The 1385-nt window shown below is 67.7% G+C and carries 2 pseudogenes; both read right to left on the reverse strand.

Annotated features, from left to right (window positions below):
- Positions 1-403, reverse strand: a pseudogene (locus JCM19049_RS14315) (TSUP family transporter); the annotation flags it as partial.
- 15 nt (positions 404-418) lie between these two features.
- Positions 419-1201: pseudogene (locus JCM19049_RS14320) on the reverse strand (ABC transporter ATP-binding protein).
- Positions 1202-1385: the final 184 nt, after the last annotated feature.

Raw genomic sequence — 1385 nt, forward strand, 5'->3', positions numbered from 1 at the left:
CCGCCGCGGGCGCCTGGCGGGTCTTGGCCCAGGCGGCAGCTTCGGCTGGAAGATCACCAGCACCAGGCGGCGGCCAGCAGCACCGGGGCGACGACCCCGAACACCGATTCGGGCAGGTTCAGCAGCAGCAGGGAGCCGATCAGCCGCCGATGATGGACAGCGGCACCAGCTTCAGCAGCGTGCGCTTGACGGTGGCCGCCTCCCGGCGGTACCCCCAGGCGCCGGAGAACCCGCCGGCGACCAGGCCCATCGCGTTGGAGACCACCGCGTTGACCGGGGCGACGCCCAGGGCGACCAGGATCGGGAAGGTCACCAGGGTGCCGGAGCCGACCACCGTGTTGATGGTCCCGGCCCACAGCCCGCCCAAAAAGACAAGGATCTCCTGCCAGAAATCGAGCAACATCAGCCCCCGCGGATCCTAGCGGCGGGCGAACGCGCTGTAGCGGCCGCCCTCCACCCGTACGGCCAGCTCCATCCCGTAGGCGGCCGAGAGCTTTTCCTCGGTCATCGTCTCGGCCATGGTGCCGGCGGCGACGATCTTGCCCGAGTTCATCAGCAGCGCATGGGTGAAGCCCGGCGGGATTTCCTCCAGGTGGTGGGTGACCAGCACCAGGGTGGGGGCCTCCTCGTCGGCGGCCAGCTGGCTCATCCGGTACACCAGGTCCTCGCGCCCGGCCACGTCCAGCCCGGCCGAGGGCTCATCCAGGATCAGCAGCTCCGGGTCGGTCATCAGCGCCCGGGCGATCAGCACCCGCTTGCGCTCCCCCTCGGAGAGCTTGCCGAAGGGCTGGTTCATGAACGTGCTCATCCCCACTCGTGCAGCAGGGCGAAGGCGCGGCGCTCATCCATCTTCTCGTACCGCTCCCGCCAGCGCCGGTGTAGCCGTAGGCGGCGGTGAGCACGACGTTCAACGCGGTCTCGTGGGCCGGGATCTGGTTGGCGATCAGGGTGGAGCTCAGCCCGATGCGCGGGCGCAGCTCGAACACGTCCACCCGCCCCAGGGTTTCATCCAGGATCCCCACGGTGCCGCGGGTGGGGTGCATGCGCGCCGCGGCGAGGTTCATCAGCGTGGACTTGCCCGCGCCGTTGGTCCCAATACGACCCAGCGCTGGCCTTCGGAAACTTTCCAGTTGATGCCCGACAGCAGTTCCTTGCGTCCGCGCACCACGCTGACATCGTTGAAAGATAGGACTTGGCTCATGGATAAAACCCTAAACTTTTCCGTGCGTTTTGCCTAAATCATCGGCCCGGTGCCGCGCAATACGTCCCGTCATTTTTGGCACCGGGGCGTTGCGGGGCCGAAAATGGTGCCATGCCTGCAACCTTTGCCCTGATTTCCCGTCCCGCCCTGCCCCGCCAGCGTTTTGAGGCGCTGCTTGCCGCCG

Source organism: Arthrobacter sp. JCM 19049, from assembly GCF_001310435.1.